This is a genomic window from Brevibacillus sp. AG162 (assembly GCF_006715575.1).
Classification (GTDB): Bacteria; Bacillota; Bacilli; order Brevibacillales; family Brevibacillaceae; genus Brevibacillus; species Brevibacillus brevis.
In genome coordinates, this window is sequence record NZ_VFNO01000001.1 from 66,686 (window position 1) to 89,720 (window position 23,035).

A 23,035-nucleotide genomic window follows, 5' to 3' on the forward strand; every position below is an offset into this window, starting at 1 on the left:
CATGAATGCCGAATTTTACCCTCCGCTAACCCCCGATGACACCCTGCGTTCTCCAGAAGAGTCAACGCAGGGAGAGGTACTCGATCCCGTAGTTTATTACGATTTGTACAAGCTGGCAGAAGAAGAGGGGCTTCCTTACTTTGTCCGTCTTAGTGGCACTGGCGAAGTGGAGCTGTATTTGGTGTTCGAATCGGTGGATGCTTTCAGCGAGCAGACGAAAGACGCTGTTTCGCTCGAATTCAAGACGTATCAAAATAAACTGCTCGCGGTCATTTGGACACTGTCGGACCCGCTGAATCCACTTGGATTTCCCTTGACGTTCGATATAGCGCGTGCTGATGAGCGAAGCATGGCCTTGAGATTGATCGAGCAGCCGTATGTTTCTTTGCACTACTTGGCTTACGCAGATCGAGAGCTTACCCACATCTATTCCGAGTCGATTTCTTTTTCCCCAGCGGAAGTGGCTCGTACGCATGAAATGATTCAGGCGCTTTATGAGGGAACACCCGATACTCTTCCAGAAGAGGTGCAGGTGCGTGAGGAAGAGACCGAGAGCATATCCGCGATGAGCTTGCCTGCCTCTGTTTTTACAGAATCGGGAATGGCCTTCGTATTGCGTTACAAGCACATGAGAGATGTCCATGGTGAAGAAGGAGCGCAGCATTTATTGATGAGTACTGTACAGCAAGCAGTATGGGTCATGCGCAGGCACGCTCGCAGCGAGGTCCGGGATACGTCCTTTACCGTATGGGCTGCGGAAGCGGGCGATTACGCGATGATCATACTGACGCCAAGTCTCTCGCATTTGTTCGAGGTCGTTCATATGTCAGAGGATGAAGCGAATCCGTTCTCCCGCTTTTTGATGACCTTGCCGGAGTACGTGCAGACGCAGGACGCTTCTCCCTTGCAGGTAGGCGCCTATCCACTATTGCGTTATGAGTGCGGTCGCCTCTATCATTTGGAGCTGGATGAAGATGTACAGAAGCATCTTGCGCAGGCGTTTGCGAAAGCGTTTCCAGGAATGCCTATTCCTTACCTGTAATTGTTGAGAGGTTGTGAAAAAAGACTCTCCCCGGAATTTTTTAGTCTTCGATGAAATAAGGGTAAATAAGTCATTTTTCAACAAAGGATACGACAAGCGGGAATCCGAATTAGGTAAGATAGACAATCCATTGGGAGAGGTGACGACGATGTACGCTGTTGAACCCAATTTGTTCCAGGCTGTTTCTGAATGCGCCCACCGTTTTCAAGAGGAGATTGAGCAACTGGCACAACGTCATGCACTTACGATCGAAGGGGGGCTTCCTGCCTTGGAGCTGCAGGTGCATCCGCAGTTTCAGGCTTTGCTCGAGTACAATCTGTGGGGAGAAGCCGGTTTAGTCGTTATCCATGGGAAATTACATAAGCGCGATCACGTTTGGACAGATTCATTTTCTGTCATGATGAAGTTTTCCTTGACGCATGATCCGAGTATCGATATGGAAGGAAAGAAGCAGCGCATTGAAGAGTTTTTATACGGGGAAGCAGAGTACTTCTGGAATATCCCTCCCGCTGGTCATGTCGGTCATAGTGAGCTGACCCTGCGCTTTACTTATCGGCCTGGCTCGAATCGCCTTGCGGAATATGTCAGGAGTGTTTTGGGAATCGTAACCGGAAAGATGATGGCTGCCTAACGCGGCATGAAAGATGAATGGCTCTCCGTCACAGGAGGGCTATTTTTTTCGAAGGAGGACAGAAATGCGCTTATTCATAGCACTGGATATTCCAGTTGAGGCTGCTGCTTATATTGCCGATGTTCAAAAACGGTTGAAGCAAGATGTGACTGCGGACAGGTGGCAGTCTCTCGCTAATTTGCATTTGACTCTGCATTTTCTTGGAGAGGTCCAAGAATCTCTCGTTCCCGCCATTTGCGAGGACATGGATATTGTTAGCGCGATCATCCAGCCATTTACCCTACGTGTTGGCAACTTTGGGGTTTTTCCGAATGCCCTGCATCCACGTGTGCTCTGGCTGGGACTGCGCGGCCAGCTTTCTCCTCTTGAGCAGCTGCATTTATTGTTGGGCAGACGGTTCGAATTACGCGAAGGCTTGTCCTACGATCGGAAACGGTATCGGCCGCATATTACGCTGGCGCGCGGGCCGCATCGCAGTGGGGATGAGCTTGCCCTCCTGGATTGGAATGAACGTTATTTAGCGCAGGAGCCGCCACAATGGAAGGCTCGGCATTTTCATTTGTACCGTTCCGAGCTGTTGCCGGAGGGCGCGGTACATACGATTATCCACACGAGCACGTTTGATAAAGATCACAGCAAAAAACAAGCGTTGCCTGAATAGACTAAGAAGAAAGGATCAGGGAAGCCTTCCAGAAAGCGGTGGAAAACGGATGGGTGAGTTCACGACCGGCATTCTTTATCCACGCAAATACGAACCGAAAGTACTGATTGCCTTATCCAAGACAGAGCAGCCACATTTTCACAGAAACGTTAACAGCGACTGGAATGCATTTTTCCTACAGGATGAGTGGCTGGAAACCTCCACGACGCTTGATTTTTTGCTGAGACTGTCCAAGCAATTCGTACCCCTCCTCTGGTTTCATGACGCTGAGGACAACGGCTGGGGCTTTCGCTTGTTCGATGCAGGCTTCGAGGTTGCGTCAGCGACAATCAGCTACTCGCTCGATGTAGAAATGGCGGAAGCCGAGTTTGGCAGGCTTTATCCAGAGATTGACCTGCAGGAAGGAATCGTAGACAGCGAGGACGTTCGGGAAAAGTATGAAGACATACTGGAGAGGGTAGTGCGTTCGGAGTTGTATCGGCGCGAGGTAGGTAAAGGGATCACACGTATCAAGCCGCAGTCGTTTAGTCGGATCGTGGGTCCGAAGCAAATTCAGCAGTTACGTTCCCTTTTTGATTTGCAATTGTTGACGAACGTCGATGACGACACAGGCGCTTCACTGTTGTACGACTCGGTTGATCTGTTCAAAGAAATTTTGGGAATCGAAGAGATGGTGTGGGTAAACTTTGCGTATTTAGCAAGCGGAGGAAGAGAGTAGCCCAGTGCATCATCGCACTGGGCTTTACACTGCCACTTACTTCTTTTTCCACTGGCCAAAAATTTCATCCACATCGAGCAGCATGATCAGCTTGTCGTTCAAACGGGCAATGCCGTGCAAATACTTGCCCTCTACACCAGCGATAATGGGTGGCGCAGGCTCGATCAAGCTCTGTGGAATATCCATGACCTCAGAGACCGCATCCACGATAATCCCGATGTTCAGCCCATCCATTTGCAAATCGACAAAGCGAGTGTCTTCCGTTTCTTCCAAAGGTTCCAAATCAAACATTTTCCGCAAGTTGATTATCGGTAAGATCCGCCCACGCAGATCAATGACTCCTTCGACATAAGGTGGAGATTTTGGAAAACGTGTAATGGGCAGCGGCTTGATGATCTCACGTACGAGCGAAATCGAGAGTCCGTAATATTCGTTCCCCATTTTAAACAAAATCTGTTGGTCAACAGCTGCTTCTGCCTCCCAATCCGAACCGTTGCTTCTTTTCGTCAATTCCATGTGTACTATTCCTCCCCGAACCGCTTTCCATGTCTTTACCCATATTGTACCATGGACAAACCTACTCAGGACGTTTTTTTGTCACAGGCAAAAACACAAGCGCTCGATGTTGGACGAAAAAGAACAGACCGACAAGCGTCAGGCTCGTCGGTCTGTTTTCTTGATTATGGTTCACGAAGGTCGTTCAATGAGATTCCTTGCTCGAGCGCGAAATCAAAATCATCCACATCGTAAAATTGAACAGGCACGATATATTCCAATATCCGATCCTGATAATCAGGCTGGTCTGTGAGAAGTGGGGCCTCAAATTTCATGGCCGTCAACAATAGCTGTGTCTCTACGGGATCAAATATCTCCCCCCACATGGCGTTGTCCTCCACTTTTACGACTGTCAGGGTCACGCCGTTCGGAAAAGAAAAGGGAACCTTGGACCATGGGGCTATCAGTCCTTTTTCCATTCGCTTGCGGTTGAATGGATCGGCAAAAAATTGGCTCATTTCTTTCATAATCCGCCGGACATACTGATCATCAGCAGAGTAGGGCATGATAGGTTCAGGACTCTGGATAAATTCGTCCAATTCATAGATTGTCGACGCGGGTATCAGATATTCTACTGGTTGCGATGGGACCATCAACTCCCCGTAGATAGCCAACATGATCGCTTCTATAACGAATTGTTTCGACATTTCGACAACCCTCCTCGTTACCATCATACAAAAAATCGGGGGCACCGTACAAGGGTGGCGAGTAGGGCTCAAAAAGTTCAGGGAGGGTATAACCTTTGTTTGAATCTGCCTTTTTTTCGTCGCTGCTACTCATCATTACCATCAACCTCGTTTTAAGTGGAGATAATGCCGTGGTCATTGCCATCGCTTGTCGGAAGCTTCCTATCGAACAACGAAAACGAGCCATTTTGTGGGGGACGTTTCTTGCTATCATCGTACGCGTGATCGCTACGATTCTTGCTGTTTATTTGCTGAAAATCCCGTATTTGTACATGGTTGGCGGAATTATTCTGCTATGGATCAGCTACAACCTGTTGCGCGAGGACGAGCAAAAGGAAGCCATCAGCTCGAGTGAAGACTTGGTTCAAGCGGTCAAGACAATTGTCGTGGCAGATGTGATGATGGGATTGGATAATGTACTCGCTATTGCAGGGGCAGCAAAAGGAGATATCGTCCTCATCGTGTTGGGCCTTTTGATCAGTGTGCCTCTCATGATTTTTGGCAGCCAGCTCATTCTAAAAGCAATGGAGCGCTTGGTATGGCTTGTTTATGTTGGTTCAGGGGTTCTGGCTGTGACAGCGGCGAATATGATTCTCATGGAAGATACGATGCGTGAGTGGATCGCCGGGAGGATTTGGCTCGAATATGCAATCAAAATGGGGTTGGTCGCTCTCGTGTTAGTTGCGGGATATTTGCAACGTACGAAAACAACACGTACCCACGCATGAAAAAACTGAGATGAGTAATGAATCTCAGCTTTGTCGCGGGCCTATAAGGTTTTGACGATCGTCACGCTCATCCATTCTTTATCGTAGAGATCGATTTCATAGGTGGAGGCTACTTCAGAGCCGTCTTCATTGGTAAGAATACGGATTGTAGGTCGATTCACAGCCAATGGATTCACTTTGGAAACGACCCCAGTATGCCCTGTACTCAGCAATACAGTTGAAGCAATTGGATAAATAGCGACGTGCTGAAAGAATAGCTTGAGCAGGTCGAGGTCGAAATAGGTGTTTCCCGTAGCAAACAAGTACTCGGTAGCATCACTCGGCGAGTAGCTTTTCCGAAATGGACGCGGGGAAACTAAGGCATCGTAAACATCGGCGATTGCGACGATGCGTGCATACTCGTGAATGTTTTTCTCGCAGAGCTGACGGGGATATCCTGTTCCGTTGTATCTCTCGTGGTGCTGCAGCGCACAGTGTGCGGAGACGACCGAGATATTATGTTGATTCCGCAATATATTGAAGCCTTCTTCGGTATGGTATTGGACACGTAGGCGTTCTTCTGGGCTTAACTCGGTACGCATGGTCCAGATCTCCTTAGGAACCTGTGTCATGCCGATGTCGAACAAAAGTGCACCTATGCCCAATTCCATCATCTGTTGCTGGTTGTAGCCTTTGGCCATCCCTACCACACCAGACAGAACGGCGACATTGACAGCGTGGTGAAAAAGGTAACCATCCAACACGTGAAGACTGGATAGGTTGACCAAGATGTCTTTGCGACTGCTCAAGTCTTGAAAGATTTCCCGAAAAACCTTTTGAAAACTGCTCCCGAAATCAGGGGCGGACGTACGGCGCTTGATCTGCGGCTGATCCATGAGGGTGGTCATCGTTTTGTACACAGCATCCACGGCTTCTTTACGCGTCTCATCGCGGATTACATCTTCCGGCATGATATCTTCAGTGTGCTTGTCTTGAATGTAAAGGGTATCAATTCCCAATTGAACAAGCCGTTCGATGTAACGGGGGGTTAGTTGTACCCCGATTCCCAACAGAACGTTTCCATTTTCCTGAAATACGCTCTTTGCGATGACATCGCCCGGCTTTACCGAAGTAATATGCAATTTTCTCACAACGAAAGCCCCAGTCCTTTTTTGATAGAATGTAAATAGTCCTGATTTCCTGTCAGTTTGTGTAGTTCCATTTTATCACAGTAGAACAGGGGGAGACTACCGCTGTTGAAGGATTTCTTTTATTTGTAATTTTTTTCCTTGCTAACATGCATTTACTGCTCGGCTGCGCGATCTGAACGTGTAAACCAGCGGAAAGGGTTGAGTGACCAGCGAGGCTCGTAGCGGGCATAGCGCTCTTTGCGACGAGTCAAGCGTTGCTGCATAAGATCTAATTCAAAAGTAACACGGCGCATTTCCAAGCGGAGGGACTCTTGCATTTCTTCAATGTCCGCAATCTTTTGCAGAATGGTTGATTGCATATGATTCATAGAAGAGAGTTGTGTGAGCTCCTGCTGAAATTGGACGAGTGTCTCGTGGACGGTCATTTCCACTTCTCGCATGCCCGTTCCCAGCTTGTTTGTGGCGCTGAGCGTAACGGCGGTTTCTTCCGCACCTGCGAGTTCTTCCTCCAGGAGCATTTCCTCGGACAGGCGTCCTTCTTCTATCAGTTGGCGCTGAATATCTTTTAACGAGCTGTTGCCGCTGTCTTTTCTTTCCTTCACTTCCTTGAGCAGTTCAAAGCCTGCTTCGCTGATCAAATAGTGACCCTGCGGATTTTTTAGACGTTCCTGTGCAGGTACGAACAAGTCCAGCCAGTTACGCAGTGTACGAACATGCACATCAAGGCGATCAGCTACCTCTTTTGAAGCCATCCAAACTTGTACATCCATCCCGAATCACTCCTTTTTTTCCTCTCGGTATTCCCGGTGGACTCATTATAGCACCAAAATTTTCCGGGTAAGAGAGAATCGACAAAGGTTCTAAAAACTAGTGATCTTTCGTCCGATTCGGACAGATCGTCGTATTTTGTCAAATTTGGTTGTCTGCTCATAATGACCGGGACAGGCGCGTACATATGGAAGGAGTAAGCATGTTATTGCTCGTTGGGTGAGGAGAGGACCGGATGATGCAATCTGTTTTCTGGATTGTCCTATTGACTGCTGCCTTGGCGAGCAGTATCGGGGGACTGCTGTTATGTCTGCGTGCATGGTCATCCGAGGCATTGTTTGCGATGATCAGTGCAGGGGCTGGGCTACTACTGGCGATTACGCTGCTAGATTTGATGCCACATGTCTTTTCTGACAAGAGCTTGTGGTTGATGCCATTTGTGCTCGTTGGCTTTGTGACGCTTTTTGCTTTGGAATTAATCAGCAAGTCGAGCGGAGAGTTTGGCTCCACGGGAATCATTGGGGTCATGACGGGTTTTTTATTGCATGCATTTGTCGAAGGTGTCTCATTAGTCGCAAGCTTGCGGATGGATTCAGAAGTTGGGGTATCCGTGTTGGTGGCTATGCTGCTGCACAAAATTCCGGATGGTGTAACCATTGCCTCTCTTTTGCTGGCAGCGACCAACTCGAGAAAGAAAGCATTTTGGGGGGCGACATCGCTTGGGATCGCGACGATTGCGGGAGCTCTTGGCTTTGGATTTGCTGAGCGAATGTTTCCACCGAATTGGTCTGGCATTATGCTGGCCATGACGACGGGTATTTTTTTGTATGTATCCGCCAGCCATCTCGTCCCTTATATCGGACAAACTAAAAAGGCGCAGTATGGGGTTTATTTTGTTGGCGCGATGGCCGCGTACCTGATTTTGTCTGCCTTTTTACACGCGAACCACTTGCATGCATAAAAGGTCCCATTCCTAGCCAGTCTAGTCTGGAGGAAGGGAGTGTGGACTGACAGTATGAACCATCAAGAGCAAATGCAAACGGACGATCTCTTGCAGTCACTGACTGAATTCCCGGTCATGGGGACATCGTTGAATCCATTGCAGGAATCGTGGGCTTCCTCTGAAGCTCTATCTGCGCTAACCGATCAGGCCGGAAGTACCGATTAAATGTTTTTACACTGCCCCTCTCGTTTATCCCCTCGTATCCATGGACAAGATCGGTTATAATGCAGGGGAATAAGTTGGGAAAGGGGCAGATACATAATGAACACATTGTTGCAAGGAAAGAACATCGTCATCATGGGCGTAGCAAACCACCGCAGCATTGCCTGGGGAATTGCACAATCCTTACATAATGCTGGAGCGAATCTGATTTTTACGTACCAAGGGGAGCGTCTGCGTGAAAACGTGGCGGCACTCACGGAAAAATTGGGAGTAGAGTCGCTGTTGGTAAATTGCGATGTGACGAAGGATGAGGATGTCGAAGCGGCATTTGCTGTGATCAAAGAAAAAGTGGGCGTTATTCATGGCCTAGCGCATTGCATCGCGTTTGCGAAAACGGAAGAGCTCGAAGGCGAGTATGTCAACACATCCCGCGAAGGATACGCGCTGGCACAAGACATTAGCGCATTCTCCCTGGTTGCAGTTGCTCGTGCTGCTCGTCCGTTGATGACGGAGGGCGGAAGCATCGTGACTTTGACTTACCTTGGCGGTGAGCGCGTGATTCAAAACTACAACGTCATGGGTGTAGCCAAAGCTGCGCTTGATGCATCTGTTCGTTATTTGGCAAACGACCTGGGCAAAGAGAACATTCGTATCAATGCGATCTCCGCTGGTCCAATCCGTACACTTGCTGCAAAAGGAATCCGCAATTTCAACTCCGTGTTGAAGGAAATTGAGGAAAAAGCGCCATTGCGCCGCACGATTGACCAATCGGAAGTAGGCGACACCGCTCTCTTCTTGTTCAGCAATCTCTCCCGAGGAATCACGGGTGAAATTTTGCACGTCGATGCTGGCTACAGCATTATGGGCGGGTAACGAGAAGCAAATTTTCCGAAAAAGAATAACAGGCCCCGGTTTCTCGCATACTATACCCAAAATGCGTGAAAGGGGGCCCGTTTTTTATGTTTCCATTGATTACGAACATGGAAGAGTTTTTGATTTATATGGGCGGTGGTTTTCAGTACTTACCTGCCCATCTCGGCGATGAAGCGGGAGGTGCGGGTCTTTCGTCCGAATCGCTCCCGGGGGATACCAATACACAAGCTGTGACGGGCCCGGGTAATCGCGACGTATAAGAGACGACGTTCTTCTTCAAGCGCACCGGAGCCGCCTTTTCGCAGCTCGTCCAATGTGTACTCATGAGGAAGGGCACCTTCTACCAGATCAGGCAAGAAGACGTGGTCGTACTCGAGACCTTTTGCCCGATGGATGCTTAAAACATGAACAGCTTCGTCCGGGAGTGGTCGCATCGTGCGCCACTCTTTTTCTTGTCGCGTCATTTGATCGATATAAGCCAAAAAATCGCTGATCGTCGCATGGCGCTTGGAAGCTGCCAGTATTTGCTGCAGCTCGTCGCTCCAACGTTCCCGGCCATCTTCCCGGTCTTTCGCGCGTTTTTTTAGATAGTCGCGCAGTTTCCCATCCTCATAGATGAGCTCGAGCGCCTGGGCAGGTGGAACATCCTTGCACGCGGTGAGAATCTCATTGATTTGCTGCATGTGCTTGCGCTGATAGGGTTTGAGCTGTGTCAGATGCGGAAGAACGTGCAAAATCGGCTTGTCTTCAATAATTGCTTGACTGCGCAAGGCATTCCACATTTCGGCTGAGATATAGAGGGTCGACAATATTTCTTTGAGCGCATCGGTGTCATCCGGGTTTAACGCGAGCCGCAAATAATTCAGCGTCCAGCGAACCGTCTGGCGTTGGTAAAAGGAATCCTCCTCTTGCGTGTAATGAAAAGGAATCCCTGCTTCGCTCAGGCGCTCCAAAATGGGGCGTGCAGATTCATTGGTGCGGTACAAGATGGCGCATTCACCCAAAATGGCCCCTTGCTCGCGACGATGGATAATTTCATCGACGATCCGGGAAGCTTGTTCTTCTTCGTCTTCCGGCTCGAATAAATACGCGTCGCCTTCCTCGTGATGAAAGGACTGACATTCCTTTGCCCAACGCTCCCGGTTGTGACCGATCAGCGAGTAGCCAAGACTGACAATCGAGGAATGGGAACGGTAGTTAACCTCGAGTGTAAATGTCGACGCCTGCGGAAAGTCTTTGGTGAAGCCCAAGATGTACTGCGGATCACTGCCGCGAAAGCCGTAAATGGACTGGTCGTCATCCCCGATGACACACAAATTGTTTTGTGGAGCGGCTAATAGCTTGACCGTCTCATACTGAATGCGATTGATATCCTGAAACTCATCGACCATCACATAGGTAATGCGTTCCTGATAACGGCGCAGGAGTCCTGGATCATCGCGCAGCATTTCGTAGCAGCCAATGAGCATGTCGTCAAAGTCAAACCAATGATGCTTTTTCTTTGTAGCCTCGTATAGAGGGTAAAGCTGGATCGCCCGTTTTTCTGCATCGTTCGTTGCTTCCCGATACGCGACCTCCTGGGGGAGGATGTATTCGTTTTTCCAACGGCTGATGATGCCGAGTGCTTCGGTGATTTCTGTTTCCTTTAACGCGGCAAGCTCGTCATGACCAAGCAACGCGCCGGTCTCGCGCATCAACCGCCATTTTTGCCAATCCTTTTTCAAGAGGCGCTGTTGATCCCAGCGTTCTGGCTGGTGATGCAAGAGCATTCGGTAAAAGATGCTGTGGAACGTGCCGGCAATCAGCTCACGTGCTTGTCCAGCAGGTAGTTGCCGGGCAATGCGCTGACGGATTTCATCGGCGGCTTTGGTCGTAAAGGTCACGACCATGATTTGATTCGGTTTTACACCCAACTCTGAGATCAAGTGAGTCGTGCGTGCCGTCATGACGCGCGTCTTGCCACTTCCGGCCCCGGCGAGGATGAGAAAAGGCCCCTCGGTTGCGTGCACCGCTTGCTGTTGTCCCGGGTGAAGCGGTTGATCTCGCATTTGCTCAGCCATGTGAGAGATGGTCTTCTTCGGCATCAAGCGTTTGCGGAAAACAGGTGGCTTCGGAGCTGGCGGGTGAGGCGTCGTGCTCGTGCCAATCGTTCTCTTTTTCGGAAGGCGAAAGGAGCCGATGGTCGTTGTATTTTCTTCGTCTATGGATGTCTCGCTGTGCTCTTTGGTTGAGAAAGCGAGTGGTTCTTTCGTGTGATCCTCGCTGTGATCCTTTTCGGCCGTAGCAGCCAAGACAGCTTGAAAGGCAGTAGCAGCCGTCTCATTTATCGCTTGCAGCGAATCGAGAGGAGCAGGACCATTTTCCGTCAGAAGCGGGCATTCAGCTCCTTCAGGATGGAAGAAATGCGGCTCAAAGCTGATGCCAGCATGAAGACGAAGCGCCGATGCACAGGCTGGACAGCGTACCTTGTCCTGCCGGGCAGCCATGCGCCAAAACGGTATGCGGTTATAGTTCTCTGGAAGCAACAGGATGGGTTTGTTGTCTAGTAAAGCGTAGTTCATCATGACACCTCGGAAATAAGAAGTGCCCCCTGTCGGCAGGGGACACTTGCCATTATGGTTGTTGGTTTCAATTAGGAGTGCAGCGACACGATGTCCTCAGGAAGAGCGGTCGAATCTTCTGCTCCCAAATACGAGATGCTTACCCGTGTTATGCGATGGTTTTGCAGTTCACTGATCGCAAAAAGATAGCCTTGGAACGTGACGGTTTTGCCCTTTGCGACCTCATCATTTAACTGGCTGTAGAGCCATCCGGCAATGGTGTCGACTTCGTCGGAAACGACTTCAATCGATATGTAATCATTCAGTTCTGTCAAGAGAGTTTTGCCGGAAACCGAGAGCGTATTGCTGGAGCTTTCTTCAATTTCAGGGCGCTCATTTTCATCGAACTCATCCTGAATATCACCGACGATTTCCTCCAAAATGTCCTCCATCGTTAACAACCCTGCTGTACCTCCGTATTCGTCAATTACGATGGCGAGCTGGGAACGGCGTTTTTGCATTAAGCGCAAGACGTGGCTAATTTCCATGGACTCCGGCACCGTCAATAATGGGCGGAGAAAATCAGATAACTCAGCTTTCCCTGCCGTCAACGCAGAGAGGTAAAAATCTGAAGTGTGTACAAAGCCAATCAGCCTGTCCTTATCCTCATGGGCTACGGGAAAGCGTGAATGGCGAGATTCTCTCATGATTTCGAGGTTTTCGTCAAACGTGTTGTCATCGTAGAGGCAAATCATATCAATCCGTGGGATCATGATTTCCCGGGCAAGACGTTCGGAAAACACGAAGACATTGTCGACGAGAGCCATCTCGGTCTGGTCAATGTGACCACTTTTATGGCTCTGGTTCATGAGAAGGCGGATTTCTTCTTCCGTATGAGCGGACTCGTTTTCGGTGGCAGGCTCGATTCCAAGGCGTCTGATCAGCAAATTGGCTGCTCCGTTTAAAAACCAGATGAGCGGATAGCTCAGCTTGTAAAAAAACATGAGTGGAGCGGCAGTCCATAAGGAAGTGGCCTCTGCTTTTTGGATCGCCAAAGATTTAGGCGCAAGCTCTCCGAAAACGATATGTAAAAATGTGATGATAGCAAAAGCGATCGCAAGTGAGGTCGGACCGACCAAATAAGACGGGAAATGAAAAAATGCCATGACGGGCGCCACGTAATGGGCGACGGCAGGTTCACCGACCCAGCCTAACCCCAGCGAAGCCAGTGTAATTCCAAGCTGGCAGGCGGAAAGATAGGCGTCGAGCTCACGTGTGACTTTTTGCGCGTAGCGGGCACTTTTGTTATTGCCTTCACTGACGAGCTGGGTCAGACGAGTTTGGCGAACTTTTACCAACGAGAATTCTGCTGCGACGAAAAAGCCGTTCAGAAGAACCAAAAACACCACAAGCAGCAGATTCAGCGTAATCTCCCCTATCGGACTCTCCAAGCACACCTCCGCCTCCCGCATTGCGAAAGGAGGAGAATTCACCTCCGATACGATTATGGTATTTTACATGTACGACCAAAAACGGATAAATATTCGATCTAAAACCTGTAATGGATATGCCTTTCATGAGCCATGCTACAGGTTTTCCTGTTACTCGTAAGTATACCAATAGGTCAACCGAACAGTCAAAACGTTCCGATTTGAACGAGCGCATTTAGGCAATGCTTGGACATACCAGCTTCTTTCCGATCATAAAAATAAACGAGCACGGTCCAAGGAGGAGAGCGACATGTACTGGCTGCAAAAAAGTGTAGCGATTCTTACAGGAAGCGTGCTCCTAGGCATTGGAGTCAATCTGTTTTTGGTTCCGCATCGCCTAATGGAAGGGGGCATGATCGGGATCGGTTTGTTGGCGACGTATTACATGCAAATGCCGCCGGGTCTCGTGATGATTTTGGTTAGTATCCCTGTGTATGTCATCGTCTTTTTTTATGATCGCAGATTGTTTTTTCACAGCTTTCACGGCATGCTGATTTCTGCTTTCTTTATAGATATTCTCTCGGATATGCGTGGCTGGAATCTATGGTCAACTTCTTTTTCCGCAGTTACTGGCGGCGCATTAATCGGAATGGGTGTCGGCTTGATGCTTGCCTACGAGACGAATACGGGCGGGACAGACCTGCTTGCGCAATTTCTTGCCAGACGATACAAGCTGCGCGTTGCCTTGCTGATTTTTCTAATCGATGGGCTGATCGTACTTTGCTCGATTCGGACGATCGGGATGGAGAGAATGATTTTCTCTTTGCTGACAATCGTCGCAGTTGCTGCGACTACGCATATGTTCAGTGGACTCGGACGACCTTTGCCACCGTATACGATCATTGGTCCGCTTATTTCGAGTAAAATGGACGATCGCTCGTCGCGGCACTATGCAATCACGAACACCAGATATAGGAACAGGGAAGGGGAAGGCGATATTTTGGAGAAAATAAATAGGAAAAGGAAGAAATGAGGGACTGTTTTGTCTGGACAAGCATTTCAAATGATAACGGAGCGTGTCGGCTATTTTCCCGGTCATGTTAACATAGGACTTGTCATAGGTGAGCGTGGAGCAATCCTGATTGATTCTGGTCTGGATACCCAAAACGCCAAAAAAATCAAGAAAGGACTGGACGCTATCGCCCAGCCCTTGTCTGCAATCATTCAGACACACTCTCATGCCGACCATTTCGGTGGCAACGCCTACTTGCTCGGATGCTGGCCCGAAGCAAGAGTCTATGCGCCACCGCTGGATGAGGCGATCATTCGGAATCCCATACTTGAGCCCATTTACTTGAACATGGGTGCAGCACCACTTGAGGATCTCAAAAACAAGTTTTTGCTTGCGCAGCCTTCTCGGGTGGACCACCTCCTTCCACTGGATGAAGGGATCGAGATAGATGGCGTACCTTTCTTTATCCTTTCTCTGCCGGGGCATAGCTGGCAACAGGTTGGCGTCGTCTGTGACGAGATTTGCTTCGCTGCCGACAGTTATTTAGGCGAAGAGGTTCTGGAAAAGCACAAGCTGCCGTTTCTTGTGGATGCGCATGAGACCCTACTCAGTCTTCATAAACTGCTTGCAACCAACTACAAGGGATACTTGCCTGGGCACGGGGCATATACCACCACCTCTCATGATGCCCTGAACAAAAATATTGCTTGGCATGAGCGGATTTTCTCGGTGATCTGCGACATTTTAGTAGAGGAGAGAACACCAGAAGAAGCGTTAACTCTCCTGTGTGAGCGTTTACACATTTCCATAGAAAATGCTTCGAGTTACGTCCTGTTTCGGACGGCGTTTATGGGGTACCTGGTCGGGCTTCAGAAAACAAAGAGGGTGACATACCGGTTTGAACAAAATCGGTGGTTGTGGAGAAATGTTCAGGATGGAGCCGAGGGAGCAGAAAGGTAATCGGCGATTTCTGCTAGCTTATGCTCTGCAGCTTCGCGGACGGCCTTGGGAATGAAAAAAACTTCTTCTGATGAGGTGTTCATATAGAACTTTGCTTCCAAATACGGATGACCCAGTTTGACATTCAGTTCCCCTTTTCCGGTCGTTGTGCTGGTGTAGTTCGTAGGGATGCGCAAAAAATACGCGCTGCTGCTGGCGGAATCGTACATGACGACATCGTACGTGGGCATACTGTCCCCGCCTGATCGATGAAAGCCTTGTTGCCGCAGCATTTTGTCAACATAAGAGAGAGGCTGAACGACACCGGTAAGGGTCTTGTTTTTTAACCGCATGGACATCCTCCTCGGTTCAACCATTGAGAAATCGAGCTTACTCTCATACTATGTACGGCAATACCAATTCAGACTTGTGGAAACAGAAAAGAAGGAGTGGACGAGGATGGAACGTATGGCAGATTTGCATACACATACAAAAGCGTCAGACGGAACCTGCGAGCCTGCGGAAAATGTACGTTTGGCGAAGGAGGCAGGACTTGCTGCACTGGCGATCACGGATCACGACACGGTAGCAGGGATTCCAGAAGCAATGGAGGCTGCCCGCGCACTCGGCGTGGAAATTATTCCGGGAGTCGAGGTGAGCTCCGTTGGGAAGGGGCAGGATATTCACGTTCTCGGTTATTTTGTCCCGTATGAAGACCCGGCTTTTGAAGAGCGTCTCTTCCGTTTGCGAGAGACAAGGCATGAGCGTAACCAACTGCTGATCGCACGGCTGCAGGAGCTCGGAATCGACATTTCATTGGAAAAGGTATACCGCCGCAAGCAGGGCACGGACAAAAACATCGGGCGACCGCATATTGCAGAAGAACTGATGGAGCTGGGGGTCATTTCTACGATCGCGGAGGCCTTCGATAAGTACTTGGGCAAAGGAGGAGCGGCTTATGTCAATCCTCCACGCATTACCCCGCAGGAAGCGATCACGCTGATCAAAGAGGCTGGCGGAGTGGCGGTGCTGGCTCATCCGGGTCTGTATGACGATGATGAGCTGGTCCAGGAGTTGATTGTATTCGGATTGGACGGGATTGAAGTCAATCACCCGGACAACGATGAAGTACAAAAAATGCGCTACAGCAAGTGGGCAGCACAATACGGACTTGTTGTAACCGGCGGTTCTGATTTCCATGGCTGGCGAGGAGAGGAGCCGTTTCATGCGATGCTCGGCTCTCATACCGCCGCGATGGATGCTGTTGAACAGCTACGTGCGATTGCGGCGAAGCGAAAGGCGTAATTTTAAAAAGCCGCTGACTATGACTTAAAAAATAAAGTCTAGACTGCGGCTGCTTATTTTGCGCTAACGTTCTCCGTTAGCACCACGAAGCCACCGATCGATCTGCGGCGGCTTCGTGGTTTTATTGAAAACTAATTTTCGGGCAGTTGGATGCCGCGCCAGCTGCTTACATCGCATTGTCCATATTCATTATCACCTACAGCGACCACCGTGCCGTCCGATTTAAGCCCTACGGTATGGGCACAACCCGCCGCAATCGCCACAATATCGCGCCAATCACTTATATTACATTGGCCATACTCATTCCAACCCACAGCCGTCGCCGTGCCGTCCAATTTAAGACCGATGGTGTGCCAGTCACCCGCCGCTATGGTATCTTTAGACCACCGTTTCACCTTTAACATCGCGTCTTTCGGTGAAATGTAATCCATGTTTTCCCTCCTTGAAAACAAGAGCTATTTTCATCGTAGTCAACCACACTGCGAGAGTTGTACGTTCCATCAAGAAATAATACCATGAACTGTCGTTCTTGGGGGTTGTGAACTTAAAACAATGCAAGCAGAAATGACATCCCTAACCACAAGCATAGAGGGGTGAACAATGCCGTATCTTGACGGGCAAACTTTGTATTTTTTACTTTTTTAAAAAAGCCAATGTAGTTGAAGTCTCCCACTGCGCGGAGGATAAATACAGCTGCACAGACAATGCATCCCCATTGAATCAAAGAAGGGGCTATTAAGGGCGGGAGATAACTGCCCTGGGCGAGCAAAAGGTAAGCGGCAGAAGTCAACAAGCAGGCAACAACGATCGTTCCGCCTTTCCGAGGGGAAAAAGTTCGGCGTGAATGATCGGCTGTTGTGGGAATGACGGAATCGGTCCCCCATTTTCCTCCGAAGGCCCAATAAAAATGCAGCAAGGACACGATGAATAAAAAGATAGCCGATGAAATAGGGAAAACATGCGTCATGGGAAAGCCTCCTATTGATTCATAAGGTTTTTGCAGAAGATACGTATCCGTATGTTTTTGGATGAAAAAATCCCTGTGCAAGACAATCTGTCAGGCAGGCAGGGGGAATCAAATCCAAGACATAAAATGATCCAAGGGTGCGGACATATCAAAAGGCGCTTCCAGCTCTCTGCGCACGAGCCAACCAATATAGAGGAGGTACGCGAGCTGAGCGCGTGCCTTTGCATCAGCGGGAGCCAGCCCTTTTTTCTCATACAAAGAGGCTACGAATCCGATCCTGCGATGCTCGATTTCCACGAGACGTTTGGAAAGGGCAGGATGTTGCTTCGCCCAGTTGTAGATAGCGGATTCGATTTTTCGCTCGCTGCTAAAAACGCTCGACAACAGCTGTTCCAACGACATGTTGTCCGAGTGTGGCGCTCGAATGATCCGCTCGGTCGCATGCTCCTCCCAATAATCGATCATGGAGTCCAGTAGCGCTTGACGATCTGGAAAGTGATGATAAAAGCTCCCCTTGCTGATCTTCAGTTTTCTGGCGAGAGGTTCCACACGAACAGCGTCAATGCCTGCTTCAGCCAACATATCGAGCCCTGCCCGAATCCAATCTTCACGTACGTATTGCATCGTTCACCTCAAAAGATACGGTATCGTATGTTTTTGGTTCCATGTTATTCCACCGAGTGTGATGTGTCAAGAAGCATTGATTTTTGTATTGACATTCACACTAGTGTAAAGCTTTAGAATCGCAATCAAGAGCGATAGACCTTGCGTGTAGCTCCAGATCATCTCGCTTGCAAAAAATAAAATGAATGGAGAGTCGACCTATGAAATTAACATCAATTCCTGTGTCTGTAACAGTTATTGGCCTAGGCAATATGGGAGTAGCACTCGCGGATGCTTTTCTAAAAGGCGGTCATCCAACGACAGTCTGGAACCGTTCAGCAGATAGAGCCAAAGGTCTAGTCGAGAAGGGAGCAGTGCTGGCGGAGAGTGTAGCAGAGGCAATCGCGGCAAGCAGCTTGGTCGTTGTCTGCTTATCGACCTACAAAGTTATGCAAGAGCTGCTAGGACCCTTGGAAAAAGAATTATCAGGGCGTGTCATTGTCAACCTCACCACCGGAACCCCGGAGGATGCACGCAAGACAGCCAAATGGGTAAGCGAGCGCGGTGGGCAATATCTCGATGGAGCGATCATGGCTGTTCCTCAAATGATTGGACTGCCCGAAACACTCATTTTCTACGGTGGGTCGAAGGCTCTGTTTGAAGCATATGAACCGACATTGAAACTGCTGGGAGGCAACGCTGCCTATCTAAGTGAAGACCATGGTGTTCCGTTGATCTACGATTTATCTCTGCTCACCATGATGTATGGGGCTTGGTATGGCTCCATGCATGCCCATGCCCTATTAAGTACGGCAAACATAACAGGAACAGAGTTTCTTCCATACGCAACCAACTGGGTAAATCACTTGATTGCTCCGCTGTTAACAGATCCGGTTGCCGCACGTGCCCGTGATGAAGGAAACTTCACGACCGATGTGTCCAATTTAAATACGAATAAACTAGGACTTGAACACATCATTCATGCCAGCAAGGAACAGGGAGTCCCCGTTGATTGGTTGACGCCATTGCTAGCATTGGCCACACAGAAAGTAGCAGAGGGCTACGGTGCTGACTCTTTTGATCGCGTGATTGAGGCAATCCGGAAACCGCTGGTGAAATAATTCTTTTCTCTGGTGCCAATGAAAAACAACCTCGCTTCGCATGATGATCATTGCGAAAACGAGGTTGTTTTTCCGACTGAGGGAATGGAGCTGTCCGCAGCTTTTGTTATTCGCGAATGGATTTGACCATCGCAATATGCTCGATACCGGCATCGTCAAATAAGTCGCCAAAAGGTTCATAGCCGAGCTTTTCATAAAACCGTTGGGCTTGCGTCTGTGCGTTCAGCTTCAGGCTGTCATACCCATGTTGTTTGGCCATCTCTTCCATCACGAGCATGATTTGGCGGCCCAGCCCGGTACCCCGTTCTGTTTTAGCAACCGCCACCCGTTCAATTTTTCCCACCCCAGGTGCGTAGGTACGGAGACGGCTTGCACCCACTGGCTTTCCATCGCGGTAGGCCACAAAATGAATTGTTCCGCTATCCAATGTATCATGCTCATCTATTTCCAAGTCTTCCGGTACTTCCTGTTCCTCGATGAAAACAACTCGGCGTACAGACAGGGCATCCGCCAATTCTTGCTCAGTGGTGACTCTTTGGATCTGGTAGGTTTGCAGGTTCATTGGTATTCGTCCTTTGTTAGAAAATATCCCTCCCTACGATGGATACGCAGGGAGGGGTGGTATTTGAGGAAAGGTGTTTATTTTTTGAGAAGGAAAGTCTGGTAAACACTCCAGATGCCATCCTCTAGCTGATAAATCAAGTGGAAGCGATCAATCTCGCTGGTCAGGTCAATTTTTGCCATGCTCAGTTGGCCGGTTACATCCCGCAGCTCATCGTCGGACAGGTCGCGCCCGATGGTCAGATGCGGTACGTATGCGTAGGTTTCTTTTTCATTCACACACTGATTGGCAATCTTTTGATGCAGCTCGTTAAATGGTTCTTTGTTTTGCACAGCCAAATAGATCACGTTGTTGGTAGGGTGGAAAGAAGATACCCGATGGAAATGAGCCGAAAAGCTGTCGGTAGAGGAGGCAACCTGCTCCAGATGGCTCACCAGCTCAGGCAGCTTGGCTTCGTCCAGCTCAAAGGCTTCCTTCAAACGGATATACGGAGGAACCAAAGCATAGCCCGGGTCATAACGTTTCCGGTAAGAGTTGGCTACTTCTTGCACCTTGCTAGATGGGAATATTACGATACTGTACATCATCAGAACCACTCCTCCTTACTATCTATCATGCTCTACAAGATCTTATTTTAACAGAAAATTCTTCATTTGTGTAATGTTAAGCGCGGGTCCGTATATTCCTTGCGCCAAAGGAAAGACTGTGTAGTGCAAGGAGGTGCCGCACTGCATGTATACGGCTATGATGATCACATTCATTTTTCTCGTTCTGCTTCTACTGTCTGTGCTGACCTTCACGATCTTGACTGTGATACGAAAAGGAGAATTCGAAGAGGCACTCGTATCGACTATCAAGGATGAAGGTCCACAAGAAGAACAGCCACGGTAAGTTTACCCGTAAAGCGTCATTAGCATACGCGGTAGATTGCGCTGCCAGTGGCCCCACGTATGGTCACCCTCAAACGTTTCATAAACGAGGGTGGCTTTTTTCATGCCCAAAATCTCGCGCAGTTCTTCATTGGCCGCTAGAAGATTCAATGTGCCGCGCCCCGTGCTTACTGCTGTTTCCTCCGTCCCGATTTCCAAATAAAAGGTTTGCGGTACGAAAAAGTCAGCGTCAGCTACCAGACGATTTAACTTTGCGTCCATGGCAATCGATTGGCAGGCAACTTGTCCAAACGTATGTGGATAGTTGAGAGCAGTGAACAGTGAGACGACACCGCCCAAAGATTCGCCAAGAAGTGTTCGTGCGTTCCCCAAAGGATGTGTGGAGAAATGCGTATCGACATAGCTCACGACTTCATCGGCGAGGAAGCGACGGTAGGCCATATGCTCCTTGCCATCCGGATGATAACGGTCGTGCCGTTTACTTTTCTCGACAGGGAGAAAGACAGCGATGATATCAGGCAATTCTTTGTCCCGATTCAATTGATCCAGCAAAGAAGCCATCCGGCCCATTGCCAAGTAATCTTCTCCATCTTGTACGTAGAGGACTGGATACGAGTAGAGTGGCGAGTAGCGTTGGGGTGTGTAGACAATCAGCTTTTCCGGTGTCCCCAAAAACCGGCTTTCCAAGATAATTTCCTCAAGGGCCACTGCGGTGTCCTCCTTATTGGGATATTCCTGTTCATTATTATACAGGAGCGAGCGGGCATGCCCAAGAGTTTGGGTGCACGATCAGGCTGTGGCCGAAAGATTGTCGCAATTTGGTCAGCGTGTGATACTATGGTAGGAAACGACTTCACTCGATTTGTGGAAGGGGTTGTCTCTTATATGAAGAAGCAAGTACACAGCATCGAAGTCAGAAACGCTGCTCTCGCACGTTTGGCAGAACGCGGAGTGACGGTGGACGATATCGCGGAGATCGTCTATCTCATGCAGTCGCCTTACCATCCAGATCTCACAATGGCGCAGTGCATCGAGAGCGTGAAAGCAGTCTTGGAAAAAAGGGAAATGCAGCACGCCATCTTGGTTGGCGTTGAGTTGGATACGTTAGCAGAGAAGGGCCTCTTGTCCGAGCCGCTCCAATCGATCATCGCGTCAGATGAAGGACTGTTCGGATGCGACGAAACATTGGCGCTAGGCTCCGTATTTGGATATGGAAGTATCGCGGTGACCACCTTTGGACATTTGGATAAGCACAAGGTCGGGGTGATTAAAAGGCTGGATACCAAGTCGGCAGAGGGACGTGTACACACGTTTTTGGACGACCTCGTGGCGAGTGTAGCAGCCAATGCCTCTAGCCGCATGGCACATCGGATGAGAGATGAGCAGGAGGCGGAGTTGGCACGGAGTGAGGCGTTGAAGCAACAGGAAGCGGAGCTGCGTGTCGAGGAGAAGGGGAAAGGGACGGAGCAGGCGGGGTAGGTAGGTTTGGTTTAGGATGAGGGAGTTTGTTTCGATCGTTACCTAATTATCTTGTTTCTTGTTGTACCTTTATTGGATCGCCTTTAGTTTGTCAGGAGCCAATTCTTCACCGGTGTAGCTCATATGCTTGATGCAGTCATGTATGATGTGATGCCATCATGTAGGGAATCCCCATGTTTCGTAGGGGGGATGTGGGCAGCAGCGGTGGGGAATGGCTTTTTACAAGGGAAAAACAAGCCTGATTTCACTGGGTTTCTTAGTGTTCTTTTGGTACGAGTGAAAATTTTTACAAGAAATTATTCATTTACTCTTGAAATCCATTTTACGATGCTGTATAGTAATAAATGTGATCGACGTCCGATACGATTCGGGCCCTTAGCTCAGTTGGTCAGAGCGGTCGGCTCATAACCGATTGGTCGTAGGTTCGAGTCCTACAGGGCCCACCATTAAACGATCACACACATATCCCATGATCCGGTAGCTCAGTTGGGAGAGCACCATCTTGACAGGGTGGGGGTCGCTGGTTCGAACCCAGTCCGGATCACCATAGTATGAACGTTAGAACCCTTGAGGAATCAAGGGTTTTTTATTTTATGCTTTGATTAGCCACAGTCACTAACCTCCATATTCTACGATTTGGCAAATGGTCGGGATTCGTACCTGGCTGGCAAATACTATTCGTTAACTGTTGACTTGAAAAAACTCCTTCCAAACTTTTCAGCAACATCTTTTTGCAAACTCGGTAAAACATGTGTATAAGTATCAAGTGTAATTTTAATGGTGGCATGACCCAGCCGTTCTTTTACTAATTTGGGATTAACACCTTGCACCAGTAGAAGTGTTGCATGGGTATGACGTAAGTCGTGAAATCGAATTTTGGGAACATCTACTGTTTTAAGTAGGCGCTGATAGGTTCTATTCAAATTTCTGGGTAATTGTGGCGTGCCTGACCATCGATTTGTGTTTTTTGAGATCGTGAATTACTTCAGATGGAATTGTAATAGATCTTCTGCCTGATGCCGTTTTAGGTAATGGGGAGAATTTCTGCCCATCGTGAGATAATGTTTGCTTCACATAAAGAATCCCTTCAGTACTATAGATGGTTCAACGTAATCACCTTTATTCGCAGCGCTTAATAAATCTGCTAATGATTGTTGAGCCTCTTTCTTGGTTTCAAAGCGCTTTTTTTTCGAATCCTCTTTCCGTTCTCATCTACTCCTAGTGTTGCTT

The 23,035-nt window shown here is 48.9% G+C and carries 27 protein-coding genes, 2 tRNA genes and 2 pseudogenes; 16 read left to right on the forward strand and 15 right to left on the reverse strand.

Annotation, left to right across the window (positions count from 1 at the left end):
* Position 1: 1 nt before the first annotated feature.
* The 4 genes from FB479_RS00410 to FB479_RS00425 all read left to right on the forward strand — a co-directional run bounded on the left by FB479_RS00410 (position 2) and on the right by FB479_RS00425 (position 3,052).
* Positions 2-1,042 (forward strand): hypothetical protein, encoded by a 1,041-nt coding sequence (locus tag FB479_RS00410; protein ID WP_142061454.1) that lies wholly within the window; start codon positions 2-4, stop codon positions 1,040-1,042.
* A gap of 148 nt (positions 1,043-1,190) precedes the next feature.
* A complete protein-coding gene (locus FB479_RS00415; RefSeq protein ID WP_106653718.1) occupies positions 1,191-1,673 on the forward strand; it encodes a hypothetical protein in 483 nt (160 codons plus the stop codon).
* A 64-nt stretch (positions 1,674-1,737) separates the two neighbouring features.
* Positions 1,738-2,334, forward strand: coding sequence for an RNA 2',3'-cyclic phosphodiesterase (thpR, locus tag FB479_RS00420; RefSeq protein ID WP_142061457.1), 597 nt, complete (start codon positions 1,738-1,740; stop codon positions 2,332-2,334).
* A 49-nt stretch (positions 2,335-2,383) separates the two neighbouring features.
* Positions 2,384-3,052: a hypothetical protein gene (locus tag FB479_RS00425; RefSeq protein ID WP_142061460.1), complete on the forward strand. Its 669-nt coding sequence runs from the start codon at positions 2,384-2,386 to the stop codon at positions 3,050-3,052.
* Between the two features lie 36 nt (positions 3,053-3,088).
* Here the strand turns inward: FB479_RS00425 and FB479_RS00430 are convergent, their stop codons facing one another.
* Both FB479_RS00430 and FB479_RS00435 read right to left on the reverse strand, forming a co-directional pair.
* Positions 3,089-3,568: a chemotaxis protein CheW gene (locus tag FB479_RS00430; protein WP_106653715.1), complete on the reverse strand. Its 480-nt coding sequence runs from the start codon at positions 3,566-3,568 to the stop codon at positions 3,089-3,091.
* Between the two features lie 164 nt (positions 3,569-3,732).
* Complete coding sequence (locus tag FB479_RS00435; RefSeq protein WP_015892281.1) at positions 3,733-4,254, reverse strand: hypothetical protein; 522 nt, start codon at positions 4,252-4,254, stop codon at positions 3,733-3,735.
* Positions 4,255-4,349: 95 nt separating this feature from the next.
* Between FB479_RS00435 and FB479_RS00440 the strand changes: the two genes are divergently transcribed.
* Complete coding sequence (locus FB479_RS00440) at positions 4,350-5,021, forward strand: TerC family protein (protein ID WP_142061463.1); 672 nt, start codon at positions 4,350-4,352, stop codon at positions 5,019-5,021.
* 41 nt (positions 5,022-5,062) lie between these two features.
* On the opposite strand, the gene FB479_RS00445 is transcribed toward FB479_RS00440, so the two are convergent.
* Both FB479_RS00445 and FB479_RS00450 read right to left on the reverse strand, forming a co-directional pair.
* The gene (locus tag FB479_RS00445; RefSeq protein ID WP_142061466.1) at positions 5,063-6,151 is read right to left on the reverse strand and encodes an HD-GYP domain-containing protein; all 1,089 of its coding nucleotides are present in this window, start codon (positions 6,149-6,151) and stop codon (positions 5,063-5,065) included.
* A gap of 152 nt (positions 6,152-6,303) precedes the next feature.
* A complete protein-coding gene (locus tag FB479_RS00450; RefSeq protein WP_106653712.1) occupies positions 6,304-6,921 on the reverse strand; it encodes a MerR family transcriptional regulator in 618 nt (205 codons plus the stop codon).
* Between the two features lie 233 nt (positions 6,922-7,154).
* On the opposite strand from FB479_RS00450, the gene FB479_RS00455 reads away from it, so the two are divergent.
* The 3 genes from FB479_RS00455 to fabI all read left to right on the forward strand — a co-directional run bounded on the left by FB479_RS00455 (position 7,155) and on the right by fabI (position 8,957).
* Positions 7,155-7,880 (forward strand): ZIP family metal transporter, encoded by a 726-nt coding sequence (locus FB479_RS00455; RefSeq protein ID WP_142061469.1) that lies wholly within the window; start codon positions 7,155-7,157, stop codon positions 7,878-7,880.
* Between the two features lie 39 nt (positions 7,881-7,919).
* Positions 7,920-8,087, forward strand: coding sequence for a hypothetical protein (locus FB479_RS30260; protein ID WP_185746333.1), 168 nt, complete (start codon positions 7,920-7,922; stop codon positions 8,085-8,087).
* 96 nt (positions 8,088-8,183) lie between these two features.
* Complete coding sequence (gene fabI / locus FB479_RS00460) at positions 8,184-8,957, forward strand: enoyl-ACP reductase FabI (protein ID WP_016742464.1); 774 nt, start codon at positions 8,184-8,186, stop codon at positions 8,955-8,957.
* A gap of 149 nt (positions 8,958-9,106) precedes the next feature.
* Here the strand turns inward: fabI and FB479_RS00465 are convergent, their stop codons facing one another.
* Positions 9,107-11,518, reverse strand: coding sequence for a UvrD-helicase domain-containing protein (locus FB479_RS00465; RefSeq protein WP_142062879.1), 2,412 nt, complete (start codon positions 11,516-11,518; stop codon positions 9,107-9,109).
* A gap of 71 nt (positions 11,519-11,589) precedes the next feature.
* Positions 11,590-12,954: a hemolysin family protein gene (locus FB479_RS00470; protein ID WP_142061472.1), complete on the reverse strand. Its 1,365-nt coding sequence runs from the start codon at positions 12,952-12,954 to the stop codon at positions 11,590-11,592.
* A 283-nt stretch (positions 12,955-13,237) separates the two neighbouring features.
* Here FB479_RS00470 and FB479_RS00475 point away from each other — a divergent pair, with 283 nt between their 5' ends.
* Complete coding sequence (locus FB479_RS00475) at positions 13,238-13,960, forward strand: YitT family protein (protein WP_142061475.1); 723 nt, start codon at positions 13,238-13,240, stop codon at positions 13,958-13,960.
* A 9-nt stretch (positions 13,961-13,969) separates the two neighbouring features.
* Complete coding sequence (locus tag FB479_RS00480; protein WP_142061478.1) at positions 13,970-14,899, forward strand: MBL fold metallo-hydrolase; 930 nt, start codon at positions 13,970-13,972, stop codon at positions 14,897-14,899.
* Here FB479_RS00480 and FB479_RS00485 read toward each other — a convergent pair.
* Complete coding sequence (locus tag FB479_RS00485) at positions 14,869-15,231, reverse strand: hypothetical protein (RefSeq protein ID WP_047068510.1); 363 nt, start codon at positions 15,229-15,231, stop codon at positions 14,869-14,871. The genes FB479_RS00480 and FB479_RS00485 overlap by 31 nt on opposite strands.
* 106 nt (positions 15,232-15,337) lie before the next feature.
* Between FB479_RS00485 and FB479_RS00490 the strand changes: the two genes are divergently transcribed.
* Positions 15,338-16,183 carry a PHP domain-containing protein gene (locus FB479_RS00490; RefSeq protein ID WP_142061481.1) on the forward strand — a complete coding sequence of 282 codons (846 nt, stop codon included), beginning with the start codon at positions 15,338-15,340 and terminating at the stop codon, positions 16,181-16,183.
* Between the two features lie 131 nt (positions 16,184-16,314).
* Here FB479_RS00490 and FB479_RS00495 read toward each other — a convergent pair.
* The 3 genes and pseudogenes from FB479_RS00495 to FB479_RS00505 form a co-directional block, all read right to left on the reverse strand.
* Positions 16,315-16,554: pseudogene (locus tag FB479_RS00495) on the reverse strand (chromosome condensation regulator); the annotation flags it as partial.
* A 173-nt stretch (positions 16,555-16,727) separates the two neighbouring features.
* Entirely contained in the window at positions 16,728-17,150 is a 423-nt protein-coding gene (locus FB479_RS00500) for a DUF3995 domain-containing protein (protein ID WP_142061486.1), read from the reverse strand.
* A 108-nt stretch (positions 17,151-17,258) separates the two neighbouring features.
* The gene (locus FB479_RS00505) at positions 17,259-17,774 is read right to left on the reverse strand and encodes a TetR/AcrR family transcriptional regulator (protein WP_142061489.1); all 516 of its coding nucleotides are present in this window, start codon (positions 17,772-17,774) and stop codon (positions 17,259-17,261) included.
* 200 nt (positions 17,775-17,974) lie between these two features.
* On the opposite strand from FB479_RS00505, the gene FB479_RS00510 reads away from it, so the two are divergent.
* Positions 17,975-18,874: an NAD(P)-dependent oxidoreductase gene (locus tag FB479_RS00510; protein ID WP_142061492.1), complete on the forward strand. Its 900-nt coding sequence runs from the start codon at positions 17,975-17,977 to the stop codon at positions 18,872-18,874.
* Positions 18,875-18,980: 106 nt separating this feature from the next.
* Here the strand turns inward: FB479_RS00510 and FB479_RS00515 are convergent, their stop codons facing one another.
* The gene (locus tag FB479_RS00515) at positions 18,981-19,436 is read right to left on the reverse strand and encodes a GNAT family N-acetyltransferase (RefSeq protein WP_106653701.1); all 456 of its coding nucleotides are present in this window, start codon (positions 19,434-19,436) and stop codon (positions 18,981-18,983) included.
* Positions 19,437-19,513: 77 nt separating this feature from the next.
* Positions 19,514-20,023, reverse strand: a complete 510-nt coding sequence (locus FB479_RS00520) for a YjcG family protein (protein WP_106653700.1) — start codon at positions 20,021-20,023, stop codon at positions 19,514-19,516.
* 145 nt (positions 20,024-20,168) lie between these two features.
* Here FB479_RS00520 and FB479_RS30265 point away from each other — a divergent pair, with 145 nt between their 5' ends.
* The gene (locus tag FB479_RS30265; RefSeq protein WP_164724454.1) at positions 20,169-20,327 is read left to right on the forward strand and encodes a hypothetical protein; all 159 of its coding nucleotides are present in this window, start codon (positions 20,169-20,171) and stop codon (positions 20,325-20,327) included.
* A 2-nt stretch (positions 20,328-20,329) separates the two neighbouring features.
* On the opposite strand, the gene FB479_RS00525 is transcribed toward FB479_RS30265, so the two are convergent.
* Positions 20,330-21,034, reverse strand: a complete 705-nt coding sequence (locus tag FB479_RS00525) for an alpha/beta hydrolase (RefSeq protein WP_142061495.1) — start codon at positions 21,032-21,034, stop codon at positions 20,330-20,332.
* A gap of 177 nt (positions 21,035-21,211) precedes the next feature.
* Between FB479_RS00525 and FB479_RS00530 the strand changes: the two genes are divergently transcribed.
* The 3 genes from FB479_RS00530 to FB479_RS00540 all read left to right on the forward strand — a co-directional run bounded on the left by FB479_RS00530 (position 21,212) and on the right by FB479_RS00540 (position 22,352).
* Complete coding sequence (locus FB479_RS00530; RefSeq protein WP_106653698.1) at positions 21,212-21,805, forward strand: phosphatidylglycerophosphatase A family protein; 594 nt, start codon at positions 21,212-21,214, stop codon at positions 21,803-21,805.
* A gap of 369 nt (positions 21,806-22,174) precedes the next feature.
* Positions 22,175-22,251, forward strand: a tRNA-Ile gene (locus FB479_RS00535).
* 25 nt (positions 22,252-22,276) lie between these two features.
* A tRNA-Val gene (locus tag FB479_RS00540) sits at positions 22,277-22,352 on the forward strand.
* Positions 22,353-22,479: 127 nt separating this feature from the next.
* Here FB479_RS00540 and FB479_RS30785 read toward each other — a convergent pair.
* Together FB479_RS30785 and FB479_RS31185 are read right to left on the reverse strand one after the other, a co-directional pair.
* The gene (locus tag FB479_RS30785; RefSeq protein ID WP_255438234.1) at positions 22,480-22,728 is read right to left on the reverse strand and encodes a tyrosine-type recombinase/integrase; all 249 of its coding nucleotides are present in this window, start codon (positions 22,726-22,728) and stop codon (positions 22,480-22,482) included.
* A 147-nt stretch (positions 22,729-22,875) separates the two neighbouring features.
* Positions 22,876-22,986 (reverse strand): annotated as a pseudogene (locus tag FB479_RS31185) (hypothetical protein); the annotation flags it as partial.
* Between the last annotated feature and the right edge of the window lie 49 nt (positions 22,987-23,035).

Coding starts and splice junctions, on each gene's coding strand:
- FB479_RS00465 (WP_142062879.1), bottom strand. CDS start 11,518: ATGAACTACGCTTTACTAGACAACAAACCCATCCTGTTGCTTCCAGAG.
- FB479_RS00475 (WP_142061475.1), top strand. CDS start 13,238: ATGTACTGGCTGCAAAAAAGTGTAGCGATTCTTACAGGAAGCGTGCTC.
- FB479_RS00510 (WP_142061492.1), top strand. CDS start 17,975: ATGAAATTAACATCAATTCCTGTGTCTGTAACAGTTATTGGCCTAGGC.
- fabI (WP_016742464.1), top strand. CDS start 8,184: ATGAACACATTGTTGCAAGGAAAGAACATCGTCATCATGGGCGTAGCA.
- FB479_RS00410 (WP_142061454.1), top strand. CDS start 2: ATGAATGCCGAATTTTACCCTCCGCTAACCCCCGATGACACCCTGCGT.
- FB479_RS00500 (WP_142061486.1), bottom strand. CDS start 17,150: ATGACGCATGTTTTCCCTATTTCATCGGCTATCTTTTTATTCATCGTG.
- FB479_RS00520 (WP_106653700.1), bottom strand. CDS start 20,023: ATGATGTACAGTATCGTAATATTCCCATCTAGCAAGGTGCAAGAAGTA.
- FB479_RS00515 (WP_106653701.1), bottom strand. CDS start 19,436: ATGAACCTGCAAACCTACCAGATCCAAAGAGTCACCACTGAGCAAGAA.
- thpR (WP_142061457.1), top strand. CDS start 1,738: ATGCGCTTATTCATAGCACTGGATATTCCAGTTGAGGCTGCTGCTTAT.
- FB479_RS00430 (WP_106653715.1), bottom strand. CDS start 3,568: ATGGAATTGACGAAAAGAAGCAACGGTTCGGATTGGGAGGCAGAAGCA.
- FB479_RS00505 (WP_142061489.1), bottom strand. CDS start 17,774: ATGCAATACGTACGTGAAGATTGGATTCGGGCAGGGCTCGATATGTTG.
- FB479_RS00490 (WP_142061481.1), top strand. CDS start 15,338: ATGGAACGTATGGCAGATTTGCATACACATACAAAAGCGTCAGACGGA.
- FB479_RS30265 (WP_164724454.1), top strand. CDS start 20,169: ATGTATACGGCTATGATGATCACATTCATTTTTCTCGTTCTGCTTCTA.
- FB479_RS00450 (WP_106653712.1), bottom strand. CDS start 6,921: ATGGATGTACAAGTTTGGATGGCTTCAAAAGAGGTAGCTGATCGCCTT.
- FB479_RS00435 (WP_015892281.1), bottom strand. CDS start 4,254: ATGTCGAAACAATTCGTTATAGAAGCGATCATGTTGGCTATCTACGGG.
- FB479_RS00455 (WP_142061469.1), top strand. CDS start 7,155: ATGATGCAATCTGTTTTCTGGATTGTCCTATTGACTGCTGCCTTGGCG.
- FB479_RS00530 (WP_106653698.1), top strand. CDS start 21,212: ATGAAGAAGCAAGTACACAGCATCGAAGTCAGAAACGCTGCTCTCGCA.
- FB479_RS00415 (WP_106653718.1), top strand. CDS start 1,191: ATGTACGCTGTTGAACCCAATTTGTTCCAGGCTGTTTCTGAATGCGCC.
- FB479_RS00425 (WP_142061460.1), top strand. CDS start 2,384: ATGGGTGAGTTCACGACCGGCATTCTTTATCCACGCAAATACGAACCG.
- FB479_RS00485 (WP_047068510.1), bottom strand. CDS start 15,231: ATGCGGTTAAAAAACAAGACCCTTACCGGTGTCGTTCAGCCTCTCTCT.